Annotated in this window: 16 protein-coding genes; 1 reads left to right on the top strand and 15 read right to left on the bottom strand. The window is 60.4% G+C overall.

Annotated features, from left to right (window positions below):
- Nucleotides 1-83: 83 nt before the first annotated feature.
- The 15 genes from M0D69_RS08380 to M0D69_RS08310 all read right to left on the bottom strand — a co-directional run bounded on the left by M0D69_RS08380 (nt 84) and on the right by M0D69_RS08310 (nt 18013).
- The gene (locus tag M0D69_RS08380) at nt 84-1871 is read right to left on the bottom strand and encodes an acyl-CoA dehydrogenase C-terminal domain-containing protein (protein WP_301781569.1); all 1788 of its coding nucleotides are present in this window, start codon (nt 1869-1871) and stop codon (nt 84-86) included.
- A gap of 68 nt (nt 1872-1939) precedes the next feature.
- A complete protein-coding gene (locus tag M0D69_RS08375) occupies nt 1940-2539 on the bottom strand; it encodes a TetR/AcrR family transcriptional regulator (protein WP_047895647.1) in 600 nt (199 codons plus the stop codon).
- Nucleotides 2540-2741: 202 nt separating this feature from the next.
- Nucleotides 2742-3971 carry a phosphatidylserine/phosphatidylglycerophosphate/cardiolipin synthase family protein gene (locus M0D69_RS08370; protein WP_301781642.1) on the bottom strand — a complete coding sequence of 410 codons (1230 nt, stop codon included), beginning with the start codon at nt 3969-3971 and terminating at the stop codon, nt 2742-2744.
- 47 nt (nt 3972-4018) lie between these two features.
- Entirely contained in the window at nt 4019-4495 is a 477-nt protein-coding gene (gene nudB, locus M0D69_RS08365) for a dihydroneopterin triphosphate diphosphatase (RefSeq protein WP_301781568.1), read from the bottom strand.
- Nucleotides 4496-4627: 132 nt separating this feature from the next.
- Nucleotides 4628-6430 carry an aspartate--tRNA ligase gene (aspS, locus tag M0D69_RS08360; RefSeq protein WP_301781567.1) on the bottom strand — a complete coding sequence of 601 codons (1803 nt, stop codon included), beginning with the start codon at nt 6428-6430 and terminating at the stop codon, nt 4628-4630.
- Between the two features lie 77 nt (nt 6431-6507).
- Nucleotides 6508-7164 carry a DUF502 domain-containing protein gene (locus M0D69_RS08355; RefSeq protein ID WP_047895643.1) on the bottom strand — a complete coding sequence of 219 codons (657 nt, stop codon included), beginning with the start codon at nt 7162-7164 and terminating at the stop codon, nt 6508-6510.
- Nucleotides 7165-7359: 195 nt separating this feature from the next.
- The gene (locus M0D69_RS08350; RefSeq protein ID WP_301781566.1) at nt 7360-7776 is read right to left on the bottom strand and encodes an FmdB family zinc ribbon protein; all 417 of its coding nucleotides are present in this window, start codon (nt 7774-7776) and stop codon (nt 7360-7362) included.
- Nucleotides 7777-8013: 237 nt separating this feature from the next.
- Complete coding sequence (locus tag M0D69_RS08345; RefSeq protein ID WP_301781565.1) at nt 8014-8670, bottom strand: methyltransferase; 657 nt, start codon at nt 8668-8670, stop codon at nt 8014-8016.
- Between the two features lie 7 nt (nt 8671-8677).
- Nucleotides 8678-10255: a ubiquinone biosynthesis regulatory protein kinase UbiB gene (gene ubiB, locus M0D69_RS08340; RefSeq protein ID WP_301781564.1), complete on the bottom strand. Its 1578-nt coding sequence runs from the start codon at nt 10253-10255 to the stop codon at nt 8678-8680.
- Between the two features lie 11 nt (nt 10256-10266).
- Nucleotides 10267-10971, bottom strand: coding sequence for an SCP2 domain-containing protein (locus M0D69_RS08335; RefSeq protein ID WP_301781563.1), 705 nt, complete (start codon nt 10969-10971; stop codon nt 10267-10269).
- Nucleotides 10972-11128: 157 nt separating this feature from the next.
- Entirely contained in the window at nt 11129-12151 is a 1023-nt protein-coding gene (locus tag M0D69_RS08330; protein ID WP_301781562.1) for a Tim44 domain-containing protein, read from the bottom strand.
- Nucleotides 12152-12176: 25 nt separating this feature from the next.
- Nucleotides 12177-12908: a bifunctional demethylmenaquinone methyltransferase/2-methoxy-6-polyprenyl-1,4-benzoquinol methylase UbiE gene (ubiE, locus tag M0D69_RS08325; protein ID WP_301781561.1), complete on the bottom strand. Its 732-nt coding sequence runs from the start codon at nt 12906-12908 to the stop codon at nt 12177-12179.
- Nucleotides 12909-13001: 93 nt separating this feature from the next.
- Nucleotides 13002-13412 carry a DUF971 domain-containing protein gene (locus M0D69_RS08320; protein ID WP_301781560.1) on the bottom strand — a complete coding sequence of 137 codons (411 nt, stop codon included), beginning with the start codon at nt 13410-13412 and terminating at the stop codon, nt 13002-13004.
- Nucleotides 13413-13459: 47 nt separating this feature from the next.
- Complete coding sequence (locus M0D69_RS08315; protein ID WP_047895636.1) at nt 13460-13888, bottom strand: HIT family protein; 429 nt, start codon at nt 13886-13888, stop codon at nt 13460-13462.
- A 36-nt stretch (nt 13889-13924) separates the two neighbouring features.
- Complete coding sequence (locus tag M0D69_RS08310) at nt 13925-18013, bottom strand: DUF3683 domain-containing protein (RefSeq protein ID WP_301781559.1); 4089 nt, start codon at nt 18011-18013, stop codon at nt 13925-13927.
- A 660-nt stretch (nt 18014-18673) separates the two neighbouring features.
- Here M0D69_RS08310 and ilvA point away from each other — a divergent pair.
- A complete protein-coding gene (gene ilvA, locus M0D69_RS08305; protein ID WP_301781558.1) occupies nt 18674-20197 on the top strand; it encodes a threonine ammonia-lyase, biosynthetic in 1524 nt (507 codons plus the stop codon).
- Nucleotides 20198-20199: the final 2 nt, after the last annotated feature.

Raw genomic sequence — 20199 nt, 5'->3', positions numbered from 1 at the left:
TTGTGTCTCCGGGAGAGGTATTCGGTAAGACGATGCGCCGCGTTTTTTGAACCACCTAAAACGCGGCGCAGTGCAAAAGAGGCCTAGAACAAGGCTTCGTCGTAGTCCATCAGCGTCTTCGATCCGGCGCGCGCAGCACGAATCGTCGATGCCGTTTCAGGCAGCAGCTTGGCGAAGTAGAACCGCGCGGTGGCGAGCTTCGCTTTGTAGAACGGGTCGCCTTCGGCTTCCTTGTCCAGCGCGATACGCGCCATGCGTGCCCAGAAATACGAGAACACCAGATGCCCGACAGTGCGCATATAAGGCACGGCCGCCGCGCCGACTTCGTCCGGGTTCTGCATCGCCTTCATGCCGATTTCCATGGTCAGCTTCTGCACTTTGTCACCGATATCCGCGAGCGGGTTGATGAACTCCTGCATCTCCGGCTTCACGCCTTCCTGCTCGACAAAATCCGTCACGAGCTTGCCGAACTTCTTCAGCTTCGCGCCCATGTCGCCGAGAATCTTGCGGCCGAGCAGATCCAAAGCCTGAATCGAATTCGTGCCTTCGTAGATCATGTTGATGCGGGCATCGCGTACGTATTGCTCCATGCCCCATTCGGAGATGAAGCCGTGGCCGCCATAGATTTGCATGCCCATGTTCGTGCCTTCGAACGCGTTGTCCGTGAGGAACGCCTTGATCACCGGCGTGAGCAGCGCGACGAGATCGGCAGCGTCTTTGCGCGCAGATTCATCGGCGTGAGACAGTTCCTTGTCGATGTTCAGCGCAGCCCAATACGTGAACGCGCGGCCCGCTTCGGCATAGGCCTTTTGCGTGAGCAGCATGCGCCGCACATCCGGATGCACGATGATCGGATCAGCGGCTTTCTCCGGCGCTTTCGGACCGGTCAGCGAACGCATTTGCAAGCGTTCCTTCGCGTACACGAGCGAGTTCTGATACGCGATTTCCGTCAGCCCGAGCCCTTGCATGCCAACGCCGAGACGCGCCGCGTTCATCATCACGAACATGGCGTTCAAGCCCTTGTTCGGCTCACCGACAAGCCAGCCCTTCGCGCTGTCCAGATTGATCACGCAAGTGGAATTGCCGTGAATGCCCATCTTGTGTTCGATGGAACCGCACTTCACGCCATTGCGTTCACCCGGAGCGCCGGCGTCCGTAGGAATGAACTTCGGCACGATGAAAAGCGAAATGCCCTTCGTGCCATTCGGCGCACCCGGCAAACGAGCCAGCACCAGATGCACAATGTTCTCGGCCAGATCATGCTCGCCGCTCGAGATGAAAATCTTCGTGCCGCTGATGGCGTAGGAACCGTCACTGTTCGGCTCGGCCTTGGTACGCAGCATTCCCAGGTCCGTGCCGCAATGCGGTTCGGTCAGGCACATGGTGCCGGTCCAGGTGCCATCGACGAGTCTCGGCAGATACGTCTTTTGCAACTCAGGCGCGCCGTGCGCATGCACGCATTCGTACGCGCCGTGTGACAGGCCCGGGTACATCGTCCAGGCCTGATTCGCCGAGTTCAGCATTTCGAACAGCGCGTTGTTCACGAACGCAGGCAAGCCCTGGCCGCCGTATTCCGGATCGCAACCCAGCGCCGGCCAGCCTGCTTCCACGTATTGCTTGTAGGCTTCCTTGAAACCCGCCGGCGTACGCACGATGCCATCGCCTTCGTATGTGCAGCCTTCGCGGTCGCCAACCTGGTTCAGCGGGAAAAGCACCTCGGCGCAAAACTTGCCGGCTTCTTCAAGAACCTGATTGATGGTATCGGCGTCGAGGTCTGCATGCTTCGGCATGTTCTTGACCTCGGCTTCCACATTGAGCAGTTCGTGCAAGACGAATTGCATGTCACGCAGCGGCGCTGTGTACTGTCCCATTTTTCTTCTCCAAGTGTCCAGGAAGCTTGAGCCTTGCTCGCCGCCAAATCTGCCGATTCGTCCGACGCCTAGCGGCCGTTGCTTTGATACGAAACAATCGTTTTTTCCAGCGCGTCCCGCGTCAGTTGCACGGCATCCGGCAAGTGCAGGAAACGCGCATCATGATGCAGGCCGAGCGTGAAGCTATAGAGTTCAAACAACATCAGCGCCGGATCCGTGTCCGCTCGCAAATGCCCTTCGTCCTGCGCCTGTTTAATCGCCCGCGTCAGCGCCGCCCGCCAGGTCGTCACGCTGTGCACGAGTTGCTCGCGGACCGCACTGTCGGCGCGATCGTCGTACTCCACCGCGCCGCTGATGTAGATACAGCCCGTTGTCACTTCCTCAATGCGCTTTTCCATCCAGCGCGCCAGCATTGAACGCAAACGCGGCAAACCGCGTGCTTCGCGCAGGCTCGGGTAGAACACTTCGTCTTCAAAGCGACGGTGATATTCCTTCACCACCTCCACCTGAAGATCCTCGCGCGAGCCGAAATGCGCGAACACGCCGCTCTTGCTCATCTGCATCCGCTCGGCCAGCAAGCCGATCGTCAAGCCCTCGAGTCCATCCCGGCTTGCCAGGTCCAACGCGGCGTCGAGGATCGCGACTCGTGTCTGTTCGCCTTTTCGCATGATTTTTACCGTTTTCATGTAATCGAAATAAAATCGAACGGCCGTACTATTATTATAGGTAGCCGTTCATGAGACAAGCTTTTTATTAGAAATCGGGGTCTAACTTTTGCAACGTCCATAGGACGAGTCTTAGTTTGTCCCGGTTTATAGGTGAGCGGCCAGTCGGGGCTGCCCGGGTTTGACCGCGCGGCGCATCTTCACATCAATCGTAGCGGCCGATGGTGAGCATTTTCATCATCGTGCGATACGCGTTGTAAGCCAGCCAGTTAAGCAAACGCTCACCAACCGGACGCGCCGCGTATTGCTCGACGGTGATCGGCCGGCCGTCGTGGAAAGCGTCCAGGATCGCATCGCGCAGCTTCACGATCTCGTTCTCATGGTTCACCAGAACCATGTTCGCCTCGTTGTTCAGCACGAGGCTCAAGGCGTCCAGATTCGACGATCCGACCGTCGCCCAGTTCGAATCGACCACCGCCACCTTGCCGTGCAGGATGGTTTTCTCGTATTCCGCGATCCGCACGCCGAACTTCAGCAGATTGCGATACAAAAATGGCGTGGCGTAGTCGAGTGCGACAAACTCCTTCCTGCCGATCACCAGCGTGACGCGCACGCCGCGCTGCGCGGCACGGGCCAGCGCCCGGCGCAGCTTGCGCCCCGGCATGAAATACGGATTCGCGAGCATCACCTCCTTTTTCGCGTGCGAAATCGCTGCGAGATACGCCTTTTCGATTGCGCGCCGGTTGACGAGGTTATCGCGGGCGACGAACGCCACACACGGCTGATCGACCGCGTGGATCAGGCCGCGCCGCGCTCGCAGACGCGCACGCAATGCGCGCCGGTTGGTTCTCGCCGAGGCCCCCGGCTCATCAGTCTGATCCGGCGGCCGCGATGCCCGTGGCTTTACGCCGAGGCGAATCCGCTGCCATTGGAGATCGAAGGCTTCACGCACGTCCGACACTACCGGGCCTTGCGCTTCCATGGCGAAATCCCAGCGTGGATGATCGAGGCGGACGCCATTCTGCTCGAAGTCATCGACAATATTGATGCCGCCGCAAAACGCAATGTGGCGATCGATCACCGCCAGCTTCCGATGCGTCCGCGAGAATCCAAGCTGCCCGAACAGATGCGGGTTGTATACCCGGTGTTCGACGTTCGCCCGCGCCCATTCATCGAAGAGCGGAAGTTTCGTGGTGCCGATGCCGTCCGTGATCACCCGCACGTGCACGCCGCGTCGGGCTGCGTTCATCAATGCCGTGGAAATGGCGCGGCCGGCGGTGTCGTCGCTGAAGATATAGGTTTCGAGCGAAACGTCGAGCTTCGCGGCGTCGATACGTTCGATCAGCGCCGGGAAAAATTCCTCGCCTGTTTTGAACAGCCGCACCGTGTTGTGGATGGTGAAGCACAGCCGACCCGGGCGACGCCCGCGAAACAGGGCTTGCTTGAGTCTGGCGAACCGGCGTTTGGGCGCGCCGAAACCGATCACCGGTTGTGCTCCGCGAGGCGCTCGGGCAATTGCAGGATCGCCTCACGATTTGACGATGAAAAACACTTCGCCGCCGCCTCCCGGAACGGCAGCCAGAGAAACGCGGTGTGCTCGCGCGGCGCGAGGGTCACCTCCACGCAATGCGGCACGAGCAGGCTGAACTGGTGCTCTACGTTGCGCACAACGCCTTCGGCATACCGATGCCGCCATTCGGGATAGATGTCGTATTCAATCTGATGATGCCAGTCGATCAGCGAGCGTTCCGGCACGGTTGGGCTGCCAATCACGATCCCGGTTTCCTCAGCCACTTCGCGCGCGGCAGTCAGGGCTATCGGTTCATCGATGTGATCTTTCGAGCCCGTCACGGACTGCCAGAAACCCGGCCGGTCGGCACGCTCGATGACGAGCACGTCCATTTCGGGCGTGTGGATGACGACAAGGACGGATTCGGGGATTTTTGGCGGCTTGGGCATGGTGGAAACGGTGCGGCCATTCGTGGAAGCTGGCCGAAGAATGTAACCTAAAAAACGAAAAAGGCGCACTAGGCGCCTTTTTCGTTTCGGATATCGCAAGCGGGTTACCGCTTGCGGTTTGTCGAGCGGTGCTTACTGCACCTTCTGCTCCGGCGCACGCAAACGAATGTGCAGTTCCTTCAACTGCTTCTCGTCCACTTCGCTCGGCGCCTGGGTCAGCAAGTCGGTCGCGCGCTGCGTCTTCGGGAACGCGATCACGTCGCGGATGGAATCGGCGCCCGCCATCATCGTGACGATCCGGTCCAGCCCGAACGCAATACCACCATGCGGCGGCGCGCCGTACTGCAGCGCGTCGAGCAGGAAGCCGAACTTGATCCGCGCCTCTTCAGCACTGATCTTGAGCGCGCGGAATACCTTGCTCTGCACTTCTTCCTGATAGATCCGCACCGATCCGCCGCCGATTTCCCAGCCGTTCAGCACCATGTCATAGGCCTTGGCCAGACAACGGCCCGGATCCGTTTCCAGGTATTCCAGGTGCTCGTCCTTCGGGCTCGTGAACGGATGATGCGCGGCCACGTAGCGGTTGTCTTCTTCGTCGAATTCGAACATCGGAAAGTCAGTCACCCACAGCGGCTTCCAGCCCGATTCGAACAGCCCGTTCGCGCGGCCGAACTCCGAATGACCGATCTTCAGACGCAACGCGCCCAAGCTGTCGTTGACCACTTTCGCGCGATCCGCTGCGAAGAAAATGATGTCACCGTCCTGCGCACCCGTACGTTCCATGATCGCGGCGATCGCGGCTTCGTGCAGGTTCTTCACGATCGGGCTTTGCAGGCCGTCACGGCCCTTCGTCGCGTCGTTGACCTTGATCCAAGCCAGACCCTTCGCGCCGTAAATGCGCACGAATTCCGTGTACCCGTCGATATCCCCACGCGACAGATCCGCGCCCTTCGGCACGCGCAACGCCGCCACGCGGCCGTCCTTCGAGTTTGCCGGCGTGCTGAAGACCTTGAAGTCGACATCGCGAACAGCGTCCGTCAGATCGGCGAATTCCAGCTTCACGCGCAGATCCGGCTTGTCCGACCCGAAGCGGCGCATGGCTTCCGAATACAGCATGACCGGGAATTTCTCGTCGAGCGAGACGTTGATCGTTTCCTTGAAAACGTGACGGATCATCGCTTCGAACAGATCGCGGATTTCCTGTTCCGTCAAAAACGACGTTTCGCAGTCGATCTGCGTGAATTCCGGCTGACGATCGGCGCGCAAATCTTCGTCGCGGAAACATTTCACGATCTGATAGTAGCGATCGAAGTTCGCCACCATCAGCAACTGCTTGAACAGTTGCGGCGACTGCGGCAGCGCGAAGAACTGACCCGGATTCGTACGCGACGGCACCAGGTAATCGCGCGCGCCTTCGGGCGTGCTCTTGGTGAGCATCGGCGTTTCAATATCGATAAAACCCTGCGCGTCCAGGTACTTGCGCACTTCAATAGCCACGCGATACCGCAAGCGCAGGTTCTGCTGCATCTGCGGACGGCGCAGGTCGAGCACGCGGTGCGTGAGGCGCGTGGTTTCGGAGAGGTTGTCGTCGTCGAGCTGGAACGGCGGCGTGACCGATGGGTTCAGCACATTCAGCTCATGGCACAGCACTTCAATCTTGCCGCTCGTCAGCCCGGCGTTCGCCGTGCCTTCCGGACGAGCGCGCACGACGCCCTTCACCTGCACGCAAAACTCGCCGCGCACGCCTTCGGCGATTTTGAACATTTCAGCGCGATCCGGGTCGCATACGACCTGCACGAGGCCCTCGCGGTCGCGCAAATCGATAAAAATAACGCCGCCATGATCGCGCCGGCGATGTACCCAGCCGCACAGCGAAACGCTTTGGCCCAGCAAGGCTTCGGTCACCAGACCGCAGTATTCAGATCTCATCGACATGATGTTGTGTCTTTCGTTATTCATTGATCAACGGCGCACGCGAACAAGCTCAAAGCGCTGTTCGCAGCGCGCCGGCATTACAGCGGCGGATCGACGGGGCGACGCGGCGCGGCCTGCGCTTGCGGCATGGACGGCGCGACTACTCCCATTGACACGATGTACTTCAACGCAGCATCGACAGACATGTCGAGCTCGATGACTTCGCTTTTCGGCACCATCAGGAAGAAGCCCGAGGTGGGATTCGGCGTGGTCGGCACGTAGACACTCACATGTTCTTCGGTCAGGTGATTGACTACGTCGCCACCGGGAATGCCCGTCAGGAACCCGATGGTGTACGACCCCGAATGCGGGTACCGGATCAGCAGCGCCTTGCGGAACGCGTTGCCGCTGCTGGAGAGCAACGTGTCCGACACTTGTTTGACGCTGGTATACAGCGGTCCGACCACGGGAATGTGACGCACGATCACATTCCACCACTCGACCAGTTTCTGGCCGACGAAGTTCTGCGTGAGCAAGCCCACGACGAAAATGAAGGCGAGCGTTAGCACGGCGCCGAGGCCCGGCAGATGAAAGCCGAAGAGCCGCTCAGGCTGCCAGGATTCAGGCAGCAGCAGGAGCGTCTGGTCCATGGTTCCGATCACGAGCCCGATCACCCATAAGGTGATGGCGAGCGGCACCAGCACCAGCAGGCCGGTCGCGAACACGGATTTCAACGTAGTCTTTTTGGTCGTCATTTACACAGCCGGAAGGCCGCCCCGCTTGGGTTTCGCGGTTTGGCTGGTTCGCCGCCCGATGTTACGTCGTGGATTTCGGGCGGACATCTGCGTGCGTACGATCGGACAGATCGAGCGGTTGAGCGCGGTGAAGGCGCGGGTCGAGCTTCGTTTTCGTTCCAGACTTCGCGCTTCGTTCCAGGGAACCAGACAGCGTCAATTCGACGCCGGAGCAGCCGGTTTCGCCGATGCCGCCGGTGCAGACGCCGTGCCGCTCTTCGAACTATCCGATGCAGCCGCGCTTGCCGTAGACGAATCGGATTTCGACGACTGGTTGCCCGAATCCTTCGACTCGCTACCCGAACTACCTGAATTTCCCGAATCCGACGCGCCTTCGCTCTTCGATGCGGCTTTGGCGCCGTCGTCCTTCTTGGCGGCCGCGCCATTGTTGCCGCCGCGAAAGTCGGTTACGTACCAGCCGGAGCCCTTCAACTGAAAGCCCGCAGCGGTAACCTGCTTGACGAATGTGTCTTTCCCGCACTGCGGACAGTGGGTGAGCGGCGCATCGCTCATTTTCTGGAGCGCGTCTTTTTCGAAGCCGCAGGACTCGCAGCGGTACGCGTAGATCGGCATGTCACTCTTCCTACGATTAACGTTTCGGCGCTTGCAAAGCCTTGAATTATAGCCGCAAACCATCGGCGGCCCCTTAATTTTGGGCTCGCAAGCGCGGGTTTCAAGGTGATGCAGCAGGTTTGCGCGCGTTTCTTTCGTAGAAACGCGACGCACGCGGATGCAGGAGGATTCGCCCGTGTCCGGCGTGTATCGGGCGCGTGCTGCCCGGTGCCAGCCGATGCCCGGAATAACGCGGTTTCAGGCGGCAGGTCCGGCTTGCGGCGCGCGCCGCCAGGTGAGCCAGCGCTCGCGTCCGGCGAAGACATCGATGGAGCCGGTCACCTCGTGCTCCTCCACCAGCTCGAAATATGGCGTAAGCAGTGCATCGAGTGCGTCCCGCTCGATGCCGAACGGCGGCCCCTTGGGCGTCGCACCGAGAAAATAGAAGCCGGCCAGCAGCGCGCCGGGGCGCAGCAGTTCGGCCATGTGCACGGCGTAGTCCTGCCAACGGTCACGCGGCAAAGCGCACAAGAACGCGCGCTCATAGATCCAGTCCGTTTCAAACGGCGGCCGATACGCAAAGAAATCCGCCTGTTCGACCACCCCCGCGTGCTCGCCCAATTGCTCACGTGCCGCCGCGACAGCGCTCGGTGAAAAATCGATCGCCTTCACCCGCCAGTTGTCGCGCGCAAGCCAAAGTGCTTCGTAGGCGCTGCCGCAGCCGGGAATCAGCACGTTCTGCAACGTCTCGCGATGCGCCAGGGCAAACGTCTGAAACGCCTCCGGTACGCCGGCCTGATCCCAGGGTGTAAAGCGCTGATCGAAGCGTTCATTCCAGAAATCGGGCGAATTCGAGTCGCGCGTTTCGAAGGTGGGAGGGATAGGGGGAGCGGCGGGTTTGCGAGTATCGATCATGGTGTGCTCAACCTCCGTACGCGAATACTTGCCAGAACTCGGCGAGCACGGCGCCCGCGCCCACGGCCAGCCCGAATATCAACAACGCCTGTAGCAAACGGTTGGTGCGTTTCTGCTCGACCAGGATCATGCGCATCAGTTCGTCGTTGCCGCTGCGCGGCTGATCGTGCCGGTCAGCCAGCAGCTGATGGATCAGCCGCGGCAGCTGCGGCATTGTCTTGCTCCATTGCGGTGCTTCCAGTTTCAACCTTTCGTACCAGCCGCGCCAGCCGACCTGCTCGTTCATCCAGCGTTCGAGATACGGCTTGGCCGTTTTCCACAGATCGAGTTCGGGATCGAGCGAACGGCCGAGTCCTTCCACGTTCAGCATCGTTTTTTGCAGCAGCACGAGTTGCGGCTGAATTTCGACATTGAAGCGGCGCGAGGTGGAAAAAAGCCGCATCAACACCTGACCGAGCGAAATGTCCTTCAGCGCGCGATCGAAGTACGGTTCGCAGACGGCGCGAATTGCGCTTTCCAATTCCTCGACACGCGTATCCGGCGGCACCCAGCCCGATTCCAGATGCAGCGTGGCCACGCGGTGATAGTCGCGCTTGAAAAACGCCAGGAAATTCTGCGCGAGATAGTTTTTATCGAAGTCTGACAGCGCGCCGACAATCCCGAAATCCAGCGCGATATACCGCCCGAACGTCTCTTCCGCGAGACTCACCTGGATGTTGCCGGGATGCATGTCGGCGTGAAAAAAGCCGTCGCGGAAAACCTGCGTGAAAAAGATCTCGACACCTTCCTGCGCCAGCTTCGGGATATCCACACCAGCCGCTCGCAAAACCTCGACCTGGCTGATCGGTACGCCAACCATGCGCTCCATCACGAGCACCGTGGGCGCGGAATAATCCCAGTACATCTCGGGCACCATCAGCAGATCGAGGCCCGCGAAATTGCGCCGCAACTGGCTGCCGTTCGCGGCCTCTCGCATCAGGTCGAGTTCGTCGTGGAGATATTTGTCAAACTCCGCGACCACCTCGCGCGGTTTCAGCCGCTTGCCGTCCGCCCACAGCCGCTCGGTCCAGTACGCAATGTCGCGCAGCAACGCGAGATCGGAGTCGATCACGGGCAGCATGTTCGGCCGCAAGACCTTCACGGCCACCGCTTTGCCCACGTGCGCGCCGGTCTTGATCCGGGCGAAATGCACCTGCGCAATCGATGCGCTCGCCACCGGCACACGTTCGAAGTCGTCGAACAATACGTCGATGGGCGAGCCCAGCGACTTTTCCACAATCGCGATAGCCACGTCCGAATCGAACGGCGGCACCTGATCCTGCAGCTTGGCGAGTTCATTCGCTATGTCTACAGGCAGCAAATCGCGGCGCGTTGAGAGCACCTGCCCGAACTTCACGAAGATCGGCCCGAGGCTTTCGAGTGCAAGACGCAAGCGCACGCCGCGCTCGACCTCAAACTTGCGGCCGAACGTGGTGACGCGCATCAGCAGGCGAACGCGCCGGTCCTGGATGCCGCTCAGCACCAGTTCATCGAGCCCGAATCGCACTACCGTGAAAAAAATCTTGAGGAAACGCAGAAAACGCATGGTTCAGCCCATTACTTGCTCGTGCCGCGCGCTGACGCGGCGGCGCCGGACGCTGACGCGCCTCGGGCTTCGGCTTTTTGTTCGAGTCGCTCGATGCGTTTTTCGACACGCGCGAGCGCGTCCCGGGCAATCGACAGTTCAGCATTGAACGTATCGAGGGCGCTACGGCGCACGAGTTGAGGTTGTTCGTCGAGCAGGTATTCGGCCACCGATTCGAGCAGATTGCGTCCCGAACGGCGCGCCTGTTCACCGACCTTGCGCACGGTCGAGCCGATGCGGTGAGCGGGAGCGTCGCCAATCACGCGCGCCAGATCTTCTTCCGGCTCCCATCGCAGATGCTCGGCCAGTTTCGCAATGGTGGTCGCAAATTCAGCGTCGCCTTCTATGCGGACGTGTTTCATCACGGCCGCCTGACCGCCTTGCAGGAACGCGGGAACGGCTTCAGCAGGAACAGAGAGGGTCACGTCGAAAGTGGGCGCTTCGGTTTCATCGATGGCGGCAATCAGCCCGTCTGGCTGAACCATCAACAACAACGCGAACGGTGAAAGCACCAGCCGCGCGGTTTTGCCAGCGTATGGCGTAAGACGCTCACGAGCCCACGATTCTCTCGCGAGCACGTGGTTCACAGCGGCCGCGAACGCTTTCGACGCGGTTCTGGCAGCGGCCTGCGAGGCAGAAGGTACTACGGGGTGGGCGAATTCGTCTGCGTGCGTCATCGGCTCTGAGATGAAAAAACCCGCGCAAGCGGTCACTCGCGCGGGTTTCTATTCTACCTTTGCAACGGGCGTTGTCGTTTGGCCCCTGGCCGCCCCACCTTGACGTTAGCCATAGGACCTAGCCGACAAAGCCTGGACGACCGGCTCATGAGCCCGATTAGCTGACCTGTTGAATCCCGGCCAGCAACCAGCCTTCGTTGCCGTACTTCTGCTTCGACAAGTTCCAGATTTCGGTGAACGGCTCGGCAGCAGCGCCTTCCGTTTCACGAATCAGGCCGTGGAAACGCACGCTGGCGAGACTTTCCGTGCCGCGCTCCTCTACGCCGAGGATGTCGGCGTTGAGTTGAACGACGTCGGTGCGATTCGGCTGCGTGCCCCGTGCGTCGATGTCCAGCTTCACTTCCGCGAACATTTCCGGCGTGGTGAATTCGCGGATGTCGTTGGAATTGCCGCGATCCCATGCGTCCTGCAAGCGCACGAAATAAACCTTCGCGTTACGCACGAATGCTTCGGTGTCAAAGCCTGCGGGCACAACGACTTGCGGCGCAGCGTCCACGGTGTTCGCGCTGCTCAGCGCAGCCGAAGACGGGCCGTAACCACCTGGCGCCGACGGCGGCACATAGCTGGGTTCGTGTTGATTGAACTCGGTACGCGCCGAGCCGCCAAACGGCGAACCCGCGCCGGCACTTGCGTAAGCCGGCGTATTGGCGTTCTTCCTGCGACTCATGAAGAAGCGGAAGATCATCACGGCAGCCATCACGATCAACGCGATCATGATGATGTTCGCCATTGCGCCAGCGAACGCGCCGCCAAGGCCGAAGTGCGACAGCAGAGCGGCGATACCGAGACCCGCTGCCAAACCGGCGAGCGGTCCCATCCAGCGGTTACGCGCAGGTTGTGCAGCCGGCGCAGCAGGTGCGGGTGCGGGTGCGGGTGCGGCGCGCTGGGCGTTAGCCGCCTGGCCCGACTGCATGGACTGCGAGGGCGGCGTAGCTTGATTCTGTTGCGCTGCGGTCGTTGATTGACGACCTATGCTGCGGCCGCCGCCCATGCGGCGCGCCTCTGCATCTTCAGCGATCAAAGCACCGGCCATGATTACGCCAGCCAGCGCAACGACCCCGGCTTTCCTGAATAACGACTTCAGGAAACCCCGAGTTTGGGGTAAGCGCGAATCGGACATTTCTAATCCTTATAAAAGTGGAACACTAAAATTTGGTCCCGACGTGTAAAGCTACCACGCCACCTGACAAATTGTAATATTCGACTCGATCCAATCCCGCGCGTTCCATCATTATTTTCAACGTTTCCTGATCCGGATGCATCCGGATCGACTCCGCGAGATACCGGTAGCTATCTGCATCTTTCGCGAACTTGCCGCCAAGCCACGGCAAAAACTTGAAACTGTAGAGATCGTACGCTTTCTTTAACGGCTCCCATACCTTCGAGAACTCCAGCACCAGCACCCGTCCACCCGGCTTCAAAACCCGATACATCTCAGCTAACGCACCATCTTTGTGCGTCATATTACGAAGCCCAAAGGCAACTGTAATTATGTCGAAATAATTGTCAGGAAACGGGATCTTCTCTGCGTCGCAGATCAGCGTGGGTGTGATCACGCCTCGATCGATCAGCCGATCCCGCCCGACACGCAGCATCGATTCATTGATATCCGTGTGCCAGACCTCGCCTTTTTCGCCCGCCTGTTTTGCGAACGCCTTCGCCAGATCGCCCGTCCCGCCTGCCAGATCGAGCACTTTGTAACCCGGCCGAACCTTCGCCTGCCCGATCGCGAAGAACTTCCACGCGCGATGCAGCCCGCCCGACATCAGGTCGTTCATCAAGTCGTAATTGCTCGCGACCGAATCGAAAACGCCCGCCACCTTCTTCGCTTTTTCCTGTTCGTCGACCGTTTCAAAACCGAAGTGGGTCTTGCTCATCGCGTTCGTCCTCGTGTTGTTCGTGTTGTCGGCTCAGGCCGGATGTCGGCTTCAGGCCGGTTGCCGCGGCGAAATGCCGCTGCAATTTAAAAATCAGTGGCAGTGGCCGCCGGTCGCTTTCGACGTCATCGGCGTATCGCGGTCGACGCCCGCTGCTTCCAGTCTCGCGAGATAGTCAGCCCAGAGTTCATCCTGGCGGACCGCGAGGTCATGCAGGATGTCCCAGGAATAGAGGCCGGTATTGTGGCCATCGGAGAAATTGAGCTGCAGCGCGTAATGGCCGACCGGCTCGATTGCGAGGATCAATACGTCGCGCTTGCCTGTCTGCAGCGTTTCCTGTCCGGGACCGTGGCCCTGCACCTCCGCCGACGGCGAATATACGCGCAACAGCTCGAACGGTATGCGATACGTCTGATCGTTCGGATATTGCAACTCGAGTGCGCGCGTTTTCGAATGCACAACGACGCCCGTCGGAATCGGCGTTTGTTTGGTCAGTCCGCTCATGGTGAGCCTTTAAATCAGGTGATGAGGTTAGCCCGCGGCAACATGCATCAGCCGAAGGCCAGCGCCATCTCGCTACGCACCGCTTCGCGCAGCAACGTGGCCTGGGCACGGCGATTCGACAGCAGCGCCTGCGACACCGTGCGCTGGCGCGGCGCCCAGATGGGCAGCGGGAAACGGGAATCGTTGGAATGGCGGGGAATGACGTGCCAGTGCACGTGTGGAACCTGGTTGCCGAGGCTCGCCAGATTCACCTTGGCCGGCGCGAGCACTCGCCTGATTGCGCGCTCCACGCCGTTCACCGCCGCCATGATCTTGAGCCGGGCGGCGTTGTCGAGATCGGACATCTCGGCCACGTGCGCATGCCAGATCACGCGGCAAAAGCCCGGCCACTCGGGTTCGTCGGCGAGGACGACGCGCACCGCGTCGTCCGACCACAAGACCTCGCCGCCGTCTTCACGGCAAAAAACACAGTCCATCATTTTCCTCTAGCGAAACAAACCCCGATTCCGCTATTACACCAGCACGCGCTCGATACCGCCATCGTTAGCGCGCGCGACGTAATCTTCCATCCAGCTCGCGCCGAGTACCTTGCGGGCGATTTCCACGACGATATAGTCCGCCTCGATGTTGGCGTCCTCGTTATAGCGCGACAAACCTTGCAGGCAGGACGGGCAGCTCGTCAGGATCTTGACATCGGTTCCGGTCGATTGGGCATCACTCGCTTTTAGCACTGAACCCGGCGCAGCACCCGCCGTTCCCGCCGACGCGTTCGCCAGATTGACGCCGTTCGCGCCCGCCTCGGCGAGCAGCGGAATGTCACGCAACTTCGCGGCGCCCTTGCGGATTTCCTCTTCCTTGCGGAAGCGGACTTGCGTCGATATATCCGGTCGCGTGACGGCAAGCGTTCCCGATTCGCCGCAGCATCGGTCGTTCTTCTCGATCTTGTAGCCGTCGTTCGCCGAACCCATGAGCTCGTTCACCAGCTTGACCGGGTCCATCGTCTTGATCGGCGAGTGACATGGGTCGTGATACATGTAGCGCGTGCCCGCCACGCCTTCCAGCTTGATGTTCTTTTCGAGCAGGAATTCGTGGATATCGATGATCCGGCAGCCCGGGAAGATCTTCTCGAATTCGTATCCGGCCAGTTGGTCGTAGCACGTCCCGCACGACACCACCACCGTCTTGATATCGAGATAATTCAGCGTATTGGCCACGCGATGGAACAACACGCGGTTATCCGTGACGATCTTCTCGGCTTTATCGAACTGTCCCGCTCCGCGTTGCGGATAACCGCAGCACAGGTAACCCGGCGGCAACACTGTTTGCACGCCGGCTTCCCACAACATCGCTTGCGTGGCGAGGCCGACTTGTGAAAACAGCCGCTCCGAGCCGCAGCCCGGGAAGTAGAAAACCGCTTCCGTGTCGGACGTTGTCGTCTTCGGATTGCGGATGATCGGGACAATCTTGTTGTCTTCAATGTCGAGCAGCGCCCGCGCCGTCTTCTTCGGCAGGTTGCCCGGCATCTTCTTGTTCATGAAGTGGATCACCTGCTGCGTAACCGGCGGCTTGCCGACCGTTGCCGGCGGTTTCGCCGTCTGCTTCTTCGTGAACTTCTTTAGCACCTCGTTGCCAAGCCGCTGCGCCTTGTAGCCAACGCCCATCATCGCCGTGCGGGCAAGGTTGATGGTTTGCGGGTTCGTCGCGTTCAGGAAGAACATGCCGGCCGCGTTGCCCGCGTTGAACTTCTTCTTGCCCATCTTGCGCAGGAGGTTGCGCATGTTCATGGTGACATCGCCGAAATCGATCTTCACCGGGCACGGCGTCACGCACTTGTGGCAGACGGTGCAGTGATCGGCGACGTCGTTGAATTCGTCCCAATGTTTTATCGATACGCCGCGGCGCGTCTGCTCTTCGTATAAGAACGCTTCGACCAGCAGCGATGTCGCAAGAATCTTGTTGCGCGGGCTGTAGAGCAGATTGGCGCGCGGCACGTGCGTCGCGCAGACCGGTTTGCATTTGCCGCAACGCAGGCAATCCTTGATGGAATCCGCGATCGCGCCAATATCCGACTGCTGCATGATCAGCGACTCGTAGCCCATCAAGCCGAAGCTCGGCGTGTAGGCGTTGCGCAGATCGGCGCCCGCGAGCAGCTTGCCCGCGTTGAAACGGCCGTTGGGATCGACGCGCTGCTTGTACTCGCGGAACTCCGCGATTTCGTCTTCGGTCAGGAATTCCAGCTTCGTAATGCCGATGCCGTGTTCGCCCGAAATCACGCCATCCAGGTCGCGCGCGAGCTTCATGATGCGTGCGACCGCGACGTGCGCGTCCTGCAGCATCTCGTAGTTGTCGGAGTTGACCGGAATGTTGGTGTGGACGTTGCCATCGCCGGCGTGCATGTGGAGTGCGACGAACACGCGGCCCCGCAGAACCGTCTTGTGGATGTTCTGCGCTTCTTCGAGGATCGGCTTGAACTCGCCGCCGTTGAAGATGTGGCGCAGTTCGGCGCGGATTTCCTGCTTCCAGGAGACACGGATCGTACGGTCCTGCGCTACATCGAATACGCGAACGCCCGGTTGCGAATCCACCCGATCCGCCATCTTCTCGGCCAACCCTTCGTAGCCGAGCTGAACCAAATAGTGCTGCGCTTCACGCAACGGCATATCCAGCTTTTCGCCGACGAACGTCCAGCGTTCACGCACTCGCTGCAACAGATCGAGCGCTTGCTGCACGCGATCTTCGAGCAACTCGGCGCTTGGAATCTCGTTGGCGTCGTCGCTCTTTCCGAGCGGCAGCTTGCCGTTCTTGAAGAACGTTTCGAGGGCGTCGACGAGTTGCAGCTTGTTCTTGATCGACAACTCGATGTTGATCCGCTCGATCCCGTCCGTGTACTCGCCCATGCGGTTCAGCGGGATCACAACATCTTCGTTGATCTTGAACGCGTTCGTATGCTTTGCGATGGCAGCCGTGCGCGAGCGATCAAGCCAGAAACGCTTGCGCGCCTCCGCGTTCACCGCGACAAACCCTTCGCCGCTCTTGCCGTTCGCCATGCGGACGACTTCGGACGTGGCCTGAGCCACCGCATCCGGATCGTTACCGACGATATCGCCGATCAGCACCATCTTCGGAAACGCGTTGCGCTTGCTCTTGGTCGCATAACCGACGGCGCGCAGATAACGTTCGTCGAGATGTTCCAGGCCGGCGAGAATCGCGCCGCCCTTCTTCGATGTCTCGAACAAGTAATCTTTAATTTCCACAATGCTCGGAATCGCATCGCGTGCCTGACCGAAGAATTCGAGGCAGACGGTGCGCGTATGCGCGGGCATCTTGTGCAGGATCCATCGCGCCGACGTGATCAGACCATCGCAGCCTTCCTTTTGCACGCCGGGCAGACCTGACAGGAATTTATCCGTCACGTCCTTGCCAAGCCCCTCCTTGCGGAACTTGCTGCCGGATATATCGAGCGATTCCGTGCGCAGCAATTTCTCGCCCGGCGCACGCGAGCCGTCGAACCAGTCGAGCCGAAAACGCGCCACCGGGATGTCGTGAATCTTGCCGCAGTTGTGATCCAGGCGCGTGACTTCAAGCCAGTTGCCTTGCGGATCGACCATGCGCCACCAGGCGAGGTTATCCAGTGCCGTGCCCCACAGCACGGCCTTCTTGCCGCCGGCGTTCATCGCGACATTGCCGCCGACGCACGATGCGTCGAGCGACGTCGGATCCACGGCGAAAACGAAACCGGCCTGCTCGGCGGCCTCCGTTACACGACGCGTAACGACACCCGCGCCCGAGAAAATAGTCGCAACCTTATGATCGACGCCCGGCAGATCCGTCATTTCGACGGGACCGAGTTGTTCGAGTTTCTCGGTGTTGATGACGGCCGCGAACGGCGTCAAGGGGATCGCGCCGCCGGTGTAACCCGTGCCGCCTCCGCGTGGAATCACGGTCAGCCCGAGTTCGAAACACGCCTTGATCATGCCGGCGATTTCGGCCTCGGTATCCGGCGTCAGTACGACGAACGGGTACTCCACGCGCCAGTCGGTTGCATCGGTCACATGGGACACGCGGGACAAGCCATCGAACTTGATGTTGTCCTTTTCGGTCACGCGCCCGAGTACCTTCGACGCCTTCTTGCGCAAATCGTAGGTCTGCTCGAACTCTTTCTTGAAATCCTCCACCGCGCGGCAGGCGGCGCTGATCAGCACTTCCACACGCGCTGCGCGATCCCGGCCGGCATCATCCTGATGCTGCGACAGATCCGCTTTCCGGCGCTTTTCGATATCGCTCAGCCGATGGTTCAGCGCTTCGATCAGCAATGCGCGTCGTTTCGGGTTGTCGAGCAGATCGTCCTGCAGATAGGGATTGCGGCGCACGACCCAGATATCGCCGAGCACTTCGTACAGCATGCGTGCCGAGCGGCCAGTGCGGCGCTCGCTGCGCAGGACCGCGAGCGCGGCCCAGGCTTCCTCGCCCAGCAGACGGATCACGATTTCGCGATCGGAAAACGACGTGTAGTTATAGGGAATTTCGCGCAGGCGCGGCTCGGTATCCAGGGCCACGGCATGCGCGGCGCCGTTCGGATCGAAGGCTTGGGGTGCGTTCATATTCGACAGTTCGGTGAGCCGGCGCCTGTGCTGACGATGAGATCAAAAGCAGCAAGATAGCCGGCATTGCGCGGGGAAGCGCAGATTTTCGAGTGATACTTTTTATGTGAAGGTGCTCGCCGGCAGGGGTTGGCGAACGGATGCAAAACCTTCGGAGGTACCGGAATCAGCGCCACGATCGCTGATGACGCGCATGCCGTTCCGAAGCCGCGTGGGTAGCGCAGCAGAGCGCGCAGCACTCACGTAGAGCGTCGCGGGGAACATGCGTCAAAAAGCCGGTCCGGGACTGCCGTTGCATCTTCCGATCCTGTATCGAAAAGCGAATTCTAACCCATCAGGATGTTTGTCGTTCGCACCCGGTAGCGGGTTGAAGGGCTTTGTGCATGCCAATTTTCGACGGATTTTTGGTGGTTTTTTCGCTAGCGGCTGGATTTTTCGCCTGGCGCTGGAGTGCACGGCGTGGCGGTCGGGGTTGATGTCTTGTTGCTGGCGGTTTCGGACTACCCGGCCAAGATCGATGTCGGGTTGCGACTTCCAGGGTCTGTGGTCGGAGTCAACGCCGCTATAAAGGCCGAAACCCGAGCACCAGCGAGCCCCTGCGCTATTATTGACGCTTTCGCTTTCAAAAATGGCGCGCACAGCCGCGCGAACGGCCCCGGAATGACACACCCCGATTACCTCAAGAAAGTCCTGACCGCGCGCGTCTACGATGTCGCCCGCGAAAGCGAGCTCGAACCCGCGCGCAATTTATCGGCGCGGCTGCACAACTCGGTCTACCTGAAGCGCGAAGACAACCAGCCGGTGTTCTCGTTCAAGATTCGCGGCGCGTACAACAAGATGGTGCAGCTTTCCGCCGATGTCCTCGCTCGCGGCGTGATCACGGCATCGGCGGGGAATCACGCTCAGGGCGTTGCTTATTCCGCCACCCGGCTAGGCTGCAAAGCCGTGATCGTGGTGCCGGTCACCACGCCCCAGGTCAAGATCGACGCCATGCGCGCGTTCGGCGGCCCGACCGTGGAAATCGTCCAGCACGGCGAATCGTATAGCGACGCATACGGCCACGCCGTGAAGCTCCAGGAAGAACGCGGCCTGACCTTCGTCCATCCCTTCGATGACCCCGACGTCATTGCCGGCCAGGGCACTGTCGCCATGGAAATCCTGCGCCAGCATCAGGGACCGATCCACGCTATCTTCGTCCCGATCGGTGGCGGCGGACTTGCGGCAGGCGTCGCGACATACGTGAAGGCGGTGCGTCCGGAGATCCGGGTCATCGGCGTGCAGGCCGTCGATTCGTGTGCGATGAAGCAATCGATCGAGGCAGGCGAGCGCGTCACGCTGGCTGAAGTCGGGTTGTTTGCCGACGGCACGGCCGTGAAACTCGTTGGCGAAGAAACGTTCCGGCTGTGCCGCGAATTGCTCGACGAGGTCCTCACCGTCGACACCGACGCCCTCTGCGCCGCGATCAAGGACGTTTTCCAGGACACGCGCAGCGTGCTGGAACCATCGGGAGCGCTGGGGGTTGCGGGCGCAAAGCTCTATGCCGAGCGCGAAGGGCTGGAAGCGCAGACGCTGGTCGCCGTTACGTCCGGCGCAAACATGAACTTCGACCGCATGCGTTTTGTCGCGGAACGCGCCGAAGTGGGCGAAGCGCGGGAAGCCGTGTTCGCGGTGACCATTCCGGAAGAACGCGGCAGTTTCAAGCGGTTCTGCGAGCTGGTCGGCACGCGTAGCGTGACCGAGTTCAACTACCGCATCGCCGATGCCCACGCCGCGCACATCTTCGTCGGCGTGCAGATCAAGACGCGCGGCGAAGCGGTGCAGATGGCGAATGCGTTTATCGAACACGGGTTTGCTACGGTCGATCTCAGCCACGACGAACTGTCGAAGCAACATATCCGCTATATGGTCGGCGGCCATTCACCGCTCGCGCAGGACGAACGCTTGCTGCGTTTCGAGTTTCCGGAACGCCCGGGCGCGCTGATGAAATTCCTTTCGTCGATGGCGCCGAACTGGAATATCAGCCTGTTCCACTACCGGAACCAAGGCGCGGATACGAGTTCGATCCTGGTCGGCATCCAGGTGCCGGCATCGGAGAACGTCGAGTTCGAGCAATTCCTCGCTACGTTGGGTTATCCGTGGTGGGACGAAGGCGCGAACCCCGTCTACAAGCTGTTCCTGGCCTGACG

The sequence above is a fragment of the Caballeronia sp. SEWSISQ10-4 2 genome, assembly GCF_030464885.1.
Taxonomy (GTDB): Bacteria; Pseudomonadota; Gammaproteobacteria; order Burkholderiales; family Burkholderiaceae; genus Caballeronia.
The sequence above is the reverse complement of the archived record's forward strand: the minus strand, read 5'-3'. Positions and strand labels throughout refer to the sequence as shown.